The sequence below is a fragment of the Mesorhizobium huakuii genome, from assembly GCF_030160235.1.
GTDB classification, from domain to species: domain Bacteria; phylum Pseudomonadota; class Alphaproteobacteria; order Rhizobiales; family Rhizobiaceae; genus Mesorhizobium; species Mesorhizobium huakuii.
Map to the genome: position 1 here is coordinate 1 of NZ_BSNY01000003.1, position 6,685 is coordinate 6,685.

General features: G+C 63.9%; 10 protein-coding genes. All 10 read left to right on the forward strand.

The annotated features are described in order from the left end of the window. Positions 1-191: hypothetical protein (locus QQK95_RS00335; RefSeq protein ID WP_284267606.1), on the forward strand; the 191-nt coding region annotated here is incomplete at its 5' end. 298 nt (positions 192-489) lie between these two features. After that, positions 490-816, forward strand: a complete 327-nt coding sequence (locus QQK95_RS00340; protein ID WP_199200722.1) for a DUF736 domain-containing protein — start codon at positions 490-492, stop codon at positions 814-816. 301 nt (positions 817-1,117) lie between these two features. Continuing rightward, a complete protein-coding gene (locus tag QQK95_RS00345) occupies positions 1,118-1,399 on the forward strand; it encodes a helix-turn-helix transcriptional regulator (protein ID WP_019863632.1) in 282 nt (93 codons plus the stop codon). Between the two features lie 17 nt (positions 1,400-1,416). Continuing rightward, the gene (locus QQK95_RS00350) at positions 1,417-2,469 is read left to right on the forward strand and encodes a replication initiator protein A (RefSeq protein ID WP_284267613.1); all 1,053 of its coding nucleotides are present in this window, start codon (positions 1,417-1,419) and stop codon (positions 2,467-2,469) included. After that, complete coding sequence (locus tag QQK95_RS00355; protein ID WP_284267616.1) at positions 2,466-2,957, forward strand: DUF2840 domain-containing protein; 492 nt, start codon at positions 2,466-2,468, stop codon at positions 2,955-2,957. Before QQK95_RS00350 ends, QQK95_RS00355 begins: the two co-directional genes overlap by 4 nt. After that, the gene (locus QQK95_RS00360) at positions 2,954-3,499 is read left to right on the forward strand and encodes a S26 family signal peptidase (RefSeq protein ID WP_284267618.1); all 546 of its coding nucleotides are present in this window, start codon (positions 2,954-2,956) and stop codon (positions 3,497-3,499) included. Before QQK95_RS00355 ends, QQK95_RS00360 begins: the two co-directional genes overlap by 4 nt. A 35-nt stretch (positions 3,500-3,534) precedes the next feature. Next, positions 3,535-3,864, forward strand: a complete 330-nt coding sequence (locus tag QQK95_RS00365; protein ID WP_284267619.1) for a DUF736 domain-containing protein — start codon at positions 3,535-3,537, stop codon at positions 3,862-3,864. Continuing rightward, positions 3,861-4,637: a lytic transglycosylase domain-containing protein gene (locus QQK95_RS00370; protein WP_284267621.1), complete on the forward strand. Its 777-nt coding sequence runs from the start codon at positions 3,861-3,863 to the stop codon at positions 4,635-4,637. The genes QQK95_RS00365 and QQK95_RS00370 overlap by 4 nt, the downstream gene beginning before the upstream one ends. A 190-nt stretch (positions 4,638-4,827) precedes the next feature. After that, on the forward strand, positions 4,828-5,916 hold the full coding sequence (locus tag QQK95_RS00375) for an IS110 family RNA-guided transposase (protein ID WP_284267623.1): 1,089 nt from the start codon (positions 4,828-4,830) through the stop codon (positions 5,914-5,916). A gap of 89 nt (positions 5,917-6,005) precedes the next feature. Further along, a complete protein-coding gene (locus QQK95_RS00380) occupies positions 6,006-6,482 on the forward strand; it encodes a hypothetical protein (protein ID WP_284267625.1) in 477 nt (158 codons plus the stop codon). The last annotated feature ends 203 nt before the right edge of the window (positions 6,483-6,685 follow it).

Genomic DNA, 6,685 nt, shown 5'->3' on the forward strand with positions numbered 1-6,685 from the left:
ATCCGGTTCGTGATCTCTACCTCACCCCACGCGCCCATCCCGCGCAGCGGGTTCGTTCGTCGGCCCCAAATGAGACATTCGCGGTACTTCACCGAGTGCTGCTGGCAGCGGATGTCTCAAGGATTCATTCAGGTCATGCCAAGCTGTTGTCGGCTGACATCTCGGCCACCAATTCGATTAATCTTTCGTGAAAGCCAGTGGTGCCCTTGCCTCCACGTCGGCCATTTCGCGGAGCGCACCAACGACCTCTCGAACGGGCTGATCTGACCGAAGGACGGCTAAAGCCTCGACCGCCTATGCCGCAATGGCGCGGCGCGCGTTTCTTCCCCTGGGCGAAGCCCATTCCTCGCGGAACCAAGAAACGCGCGCCTGCGCCATCCTCCGCTTTGCTGCGGTCGCAAGCGATGCGGCGGCGGTCGCCTCCGGCCTCTCGATCGCCATCGAGGTCGCATGGTGCGGGCTCGGAAACGAAGAGACGGAGACTGAAAAATGGCTACCATCGGCACTTTCAAGAAGACCAATGCGAACGAGTTCACCGGCGAGATCGTCACCCTCAGCGTCCAGGCCAAGGGCGTGCGCATCGTCCCCGACACAAGGGCCAGCGGCGAGAACGCTCCAAGCCACCGCGTGGTGGTGGGCAAGGCCGAAATCGGCGCCGCCTGGTCCAAGCGCTCCACCGAGGGCCGCGACTATCTCGGGCTCAAGCTCGACGATCCGAGCTTCACCGCTCCGATCTACGCCAACCTCTTCGCCGACGAGGAAGGCGAGGGCCACAGCCTCATCTGGTCGCGCCCCAACCGCCGCAACGGCGAGTGAATCGCCAGACGCCTCGCCCGGTACCGGGCGAGGCGTTTCCTCTCGGTAACCGCGGAAGCTTTTCGCTCCCCCGGCCGCCATGACGGGCTTCCTGTCATCGGATGCATTGCTTGACGCGCGATGGCGCGAAGATGGTTGAGCGCCGCTGTCCCCAATTGCTGTGCGCGCCGCCGCCGCTCCTGAAGGCCTCTTGGCGGTGCGAAATAGCGCCCCGCAATTGCGCACCTGATCACGGCGCCCTTGCTCCTCCATCCTGGCCATCGATCGCCGTTCAATCGCGACGGCCGCAAGGAGACACCCCATGAATGCCGACGCCGCGCCATTGCCGCCGCGCTACCTGCGCACTTCGGAAGCAGCGCGTTTCCTCAGTCTTTCTGCGCGTACGCTGGAGAAACATCGCACCTACGGCACCGGGCCTGCCTATCGCAAACTCGGCGGCCGCGTCGTCTACGCCGTCGACGACTTGCAGGCCTGGGTGCAGCGTGGCGCGATGACATCGACATCCGATCCGCATGGCTCTGTGCTGCCCGCCAAGCCTCAAGCCGCACGCCTGATCGCCTATGCCGGACGCGAGCGGCGCTGAGCCCGCTGATCTCTCCTATGTCTGGACGCACACGCCAACCGTCGGAACGCGGACAGCTTGATCTGTTCCACGCGCTGCCCGGTGTCGTCGCGCCACGCGATGCGCAGGATCTTATGGCCTATCCCTTCTTCTCGCTTTCCAAATCCAGGCGCATCGCGCCGATCGACTTTCGCGCCGGCGATATCGCGATCCGCGTCGAAGCGATGCCCGACCACGGCATGGCGACGATCTGGGATGCCGATATCCTGATCTGGGCCGCGAGCCAGATCGTCAACGCGCGGGACGCCGGATTGCGCACGTCGCGCCTGATGGCTGCGACACCATACGAAATGCTCACCTTCGTCGGCCGCGGTGTCTCGAAGCGAGACTATCTGCGCCTCAAGGCGGCGCTCGACCGCCTGCAGTCGACAAGCGTCGTCACCTCCATTCGCCAGCCCGCCGAAGGCCGGCGCCATCGCTTCTCATGGATCAACGAATGGCAGGAGCGCTTCGATCGAAACGGCCGCCCGCTCGGCGTCGAGTTGATTTTGCCGGATTGGTTCTATCGCGCCGTTATCGACGATGCGCTCATCCTGACGATTGACCGTGCCTATTTCGGACTGACGGGCGGCCTGGATCGGTGGCTCTATCGGCTGGTGCGCAAGCATGGCGGACGCCAGCGCGCCGGTTGGCGTTTCGACATCCGGCACCTGCATCAGAAGTCCGGCAGCCTCTCGCCGCTCAAGCGCTTTGCCTTCGAGCTGCGTGACATCGTGCGCCGCCAACCCTTGCCGGGATATCTGCTCTTCACGGAGGTTGAATCCAGCGGCCGTGTGCTGCTGGCTTTCGAACCGGCGCCCGCGTCGGTGGACAGGATCGTGCCATCGGGAACCCGAACTATCGTGCCAACGGGAACCGCATCCTCGTGCTTTCGGGAACCGCGATCGGCCTTAAGGAACGGGCCCGCAACGGAAAATCACGCCTTTAACTTAGAGTCTAACTCTCAATCTAACAGTCTTGCGGGCAAGCTGCGGACTGACGGTGGGCAGAAGAGGCGATGCGTTGGCCGGCGCGAGGGAGACGACACATGACGTCGTCTCCCCAATCGACGCCGCTCGGCAACCTCACGACGGTCGAGCTGATCTGGATCGAGAAGCGGGTCGAGCATCGCATCCGCTTCGGACGTCCATCCCATGAGACGATCATCGACAAGCAGCGGCGCGTCGTTGGATTTGCGCCAGGCAGTGTCTTTGCGTTCGTGCGCTGGGCGGCGAATGAATTTGGCACTGTCGTTTCGCGTATCGACATCGTGCGTGCGGCATTGCGCGCTGAACCTTATCAGACGCTGCCTTACATCCGGCCAGGCGGCGAGATCCTGCTCAAGATCGCCGGCTGGGACAAGGTTGAGCAGGTTCTCCAACGGATCGATGCGATCGAGGCGATTGGTCTCGATCCGGCCGAGGCCGCACCGGACTATTGGCGTCAGACCCACAACCGCCTGACTGCCGGCGCTATGCCGCGTGCCTATTCGCTCGAGCAGCACCGGGCCTTTCTGTTGCGCAAGCGGGTGACCTCATGAGCCGAGCCGCTTGCATGGCCGCAGCACTTGCGGCGATCGTCGCGGCGGTCGCTCCGGCTGTCATGAAAATGCCGCCGCTGCTGCTGTGGAACGCGTCGGCCAGCGCGCCGCTTGGGCTCTATGCGATCAGGAAAATGGCCGTTCCAACGGCCGGCGCGCTCGCTGTCATCGAACCGCCAGACACAGTCGCCCGGTTCGCCGCCAGGCGTGGCTACCTTCCGCTCGGCGTGCCGATGCTGAAACACATCGAGGCACTTCCCGGGCAGCAAGTATGCCGCGCCGGCCACATCATCACGGTCAACGGGCTTGCGGTGGGTGCTGCACTGGAGCGCGACCGCAAGGGACGCGCCCTGCCTGACTGGCAGGGCTGCCGCGTCATCGCCGCCGCGGAAATCTTCGTGATGAACCGGAAGGTCGAGGACAGCCTCGACGGCCGCTATTTCGGCCGGTTCCCGGCGAGCTCGATCGTCGGAGCCGCGTTGCCGCTTTGGACCGACGAGAGGGGCGATGGCCACTACACCTGGCTCGCTCCGGCGAACTGAATTTCAGCCCAGCCAACAAGAGAAGGAGATAATCCATGGCCGAGATCGGCGTCTTCCACAGAACTGAATCTGGTTATTCCGGACGCATTCGAACGCTGCTCGTGGATGCCGAGCTGGTGCTCGTGCCGACCAAAATATCGGACGGCAAAGCGCCGGATTTTCGTATCCACATCGGCGACGGCAGCGGCCCCGAGGTCGGCGCGGCATGGAAGGAAACCGGACAGACGGCCGGCGACTATCTGTCGTGCCGATTGGAGGATCCACTGTTTGGACGCCGCTTTCGCGCCGGTCTGTTCCAATCCGACGACGGCTCCTGGTCACTGCGCTGGATCCGGCCGAAAGCGCGGCCGGAGCCTGCTCGATGAGTGGGCCATCGGCGCCGAAACGTGCGGACGGAAGCCGACCCGTCAGTCGGTTGCCTGGTCGGCGAGAAGCACTTTGCCTTATCGGTGGCATGCTGATCGTCTGTCACGCAATGACGGTGGCCTTCGCACAATCCGCGCCGGCCCCGCGCAAATCCGCGGAGGATCCTTATGCAGCACCTATCGCCGAGGCGTCGCATCGCTTCCGTGTTCCCGAGCGCTGGATACGGGCAATCATGCGCCTCGAAAGCGCTCGCGATCCGCGCGCCGTGTCACGAAAGGGAGCCGTGGGCTTGATGCAGATCATGCCCGGAACCTGGGTTGAGCTGCGCCTTCGTCACCAGCTCGGCCGCGATCCCTATGATCCGCGCGACAACATCCTTGCCGGCACGGCCTATCTTCGCGAGCTGTATGATCGATACGGTTCACCGGGCTTCCTCGCCGCCTACAATGCCGGGCCGGGGCGTTACGAAGCCTCCTTGAAGGGCCGTCCGCTCCCAGCTGAGACCCGGGCCTATGTTGCGATGCTCCGCCCTTTCTGGGGCGGCGGTGATGCACCCGGCGCGCTCACCGCCGGCCCTGCCAAGGCCGTCAGCTGGAAGGTCGCGCCGCTGTTCATAGTGCGGTCCGGGTCCATGGCCGCGTCCAGTCTTTCGTCCAGCGAAGACCCTTCCGCCGAGATATCGTCGCCACCGTTGGTGCGCGAACTTTTCGCGGCCGGTTCGCAGCCGCGCCAGCTGTTCACTGGGTCCGACATCCGGACATCGCAGCGATGACGAAGTCTCCGTCAGATCGCCCCCTGGCGTCTCGTTTGACGTCGCAGCCAATGAGGCGCGCAGAGCACAGGGCAACAACCGAGGGATTGCGGCCCGTAATCGGCAGGTCGCTCCTTCGTCTCCCAAGCCCGCGCCGCACGTCTCGGTGGCTGCTAAGAAATCTCCTGTCAAACAACGCAGGAGGCAGCTGATGGAATTCTTTTGTGGGCTGGACGTGTCGATGGACGAGACGGCGGTGTGCGTCGTCGACGGGGAGGGCGCGGTGCATCTGCAGGCTGCGGTGGTCACCGATCCGGAGGCGGTCCTCGATGTCCTGAAACCGTTCCTGGGGCGACTTCGCCGGGTCGGCCATGAAGCGGGATCGCTGTCGCCGTGGCTGCATCCAGAGCTCAGGAAACTCGGCCTGCCGGCGATCTGTCTGGAGACGGTTCATGTGCGCGCGGCGATGTCTGCACAGCGCAACAAAACCGACAAGGCCGATGCGCTCGGCATCGCCCATCTGATGCGCACGGGCTGGTTCCGCCAAGCCTACATCAAGTCGGAAAGCTGCTATCGGACGAAGCTTCTCTTGACCCACCGGCGCAATTTGAAGGCTAAGTTCCTCGATCTGGAGAACGCCATCCGCCACTCGCTCAAGTCGTTCGGCATCCGCTTGAGTAAGGTCGGGCGCGGCGCTTTCGAGCAGGCGGTGCGCAAGGCGGTGGCGGACGATCCGCTGTCGGCCGAGTTGATGGACGCCATGCTGACGGCGCGCGCGGCGCTGTGGAAACAGTACTGCCGGCTGCACGATGTCGTCGTGAAAATCGTCGCCCGCAACGAGACGTGCCGGCGCTTCATGGCGATCCCCGGTGTCGGCCCGGTGACGGCGCTCTCGTTCATGACCGCGATCGACGACCCGTCGCGCTTCCGCCGCTCGCGCGACGTCGCGGCCTACTTCGGGCTGACCTCGCGGCGCTGGCAATCCGGCTCGACGATCGACGTTCAGGGCCGCATCTCGAAGGCCGGCGACGCGGATGTGCGGCGTGCGCTCTACGAGGCGGCGTCAGGTCTGATGACGCGCTTCAAGGGCTCCGACAAGGTCAAGAGCTGGGGCCAGGCGATCGCCAAGCGCTCCTGCCACCGCAAGGCCTGTGTCGCGGTGGCGCGCAAACTGGCGGTGATCATGCATGCGATCTGGACCGAGGGCACGTTCTATGTCGGCGATTCGGCGGCAAGCCAGGCGGACGCCGGCCGGCGTGCGCATGACAAGGCCCGCAAGCTGCTGGGAGCGCATCGATGAGCGGTTCGGCGGCAAATGAAACGCATGGCGCCGGCACGCTGACGGACGCCATCTGAGACAAGGAGATCCGCTCCGGCGGATGAGGACCGATGCAGACCAGGAACGACGGAACGCACGTTATCCTGCCTGCGGCCGCGCCGATCGAAAGACGGCCGGACCGCGCTCGATTGCCTGTGACGCTGCTCCGTCAGACCGATGGCAAATTGCGCCACGACGGCTCGAGCGCTGCATTCGTGCAGCCAAAACACCCCGTCGCAGAGCGCGGAAGACTGCACGGCGCATCGGAAATCAACGCCAGAACGCGGGATCGTGACGTAGAGAATAGATTCGTGTACTATCGTAGATTGGAAGAGGAACGACGATGGCAGAAAATTCTCTCAAAGTACGACCGATTAAGACGGCAGGATAAAAGCGCGCACATTGCGCGGCGGTCGGGTGGTTGTTCTTGCTTGATTTTCTGGCGCGTTCCGCACATTGCCGGCCACCGGCGCAATGTGTATGAAGAATCCAAGGTATTGTATTTGTTTTTCTTTTTCAACATTGCGGTGCCGCGCCATGGCCGATGAGCGCGAGTTTCGCCTTCGACCCGGGCGCATCCGCTCCACGCGCGCCCAGCAGGCCCGGCCCTTCATCGCACAGGTGTTGGCCGCGGCGAAAAAGGCCGGCGGCGGTATTTCGCGCTCGGGCCGGATTGTACAAGCAAGCCGCTCCCGCTTAGGACGTGTCGATAATTTATCGCGCTAATTTTTGGGATTGCGGCTTGATTGTA

Coding starts and splice junctions, on each gene's coding strand:
- QQK95_RS00340 (WP_199200722.1), top strand. CDS start 490: ATGGCTACCATCGGCACTTTCAAGAAGACCAATGCGAACGAGTTCACC.
- QQK95_RS00370 (WP_284267621.1), top strand. CDS start 3,861: ATGAGTGGGCCATCGGCGCCGAAACGTGCGGACGGAAGCCGACCCGTC.
- QQK95_RS00355 (WP_284267616.1), top strand. CDS start 2,466: ATGACGTCGTCTCCCCAATCGACGCCGCTCGGCAACCTCACGACGGTC.
- QQK95_RS00375 (WP_284267623.1), top strand. CDS start 4,828: ATGGAATTCTTTTGTGGGCTGGACGTGTCGATGGACGAGACGGCGGTG.
- QQK95_RS00360 (WP_284267618.1), top strand. CDS start 2,954: ATGAGCCGAGCCGCTTGCATGGCCGCAGCACTTGCGGCGATCGTCGCG.
- QQK95_RS00345 (WP_019863632.1), top strand. CDS start 1,118: ATGAATGCCGACGCCGCGCCATTGCCGCCGCGCTACCTGCGCACTTCG.
- QQK95_RS00365 (WP_284267619.1), top strand. CDS start 3,535: ATGGCCGAGATCGGCGTCTTCCACAGAACTGAATCTGGTTATTCCGGA.
- QQK95_RS00350 (WP_284267613.1), top strand. CDS start 1,417: ATGTCTGGACGCACACGCCAACCGTCGGAACGCGGACAGCTTGATCTG.
- QQK95_RS00380 (WP_284267625.1), top strand. CDS start 6,006: ATGCAGACCAGGAACGACGGAACGCACGTTATCCTGCCTGCGGCCGCG.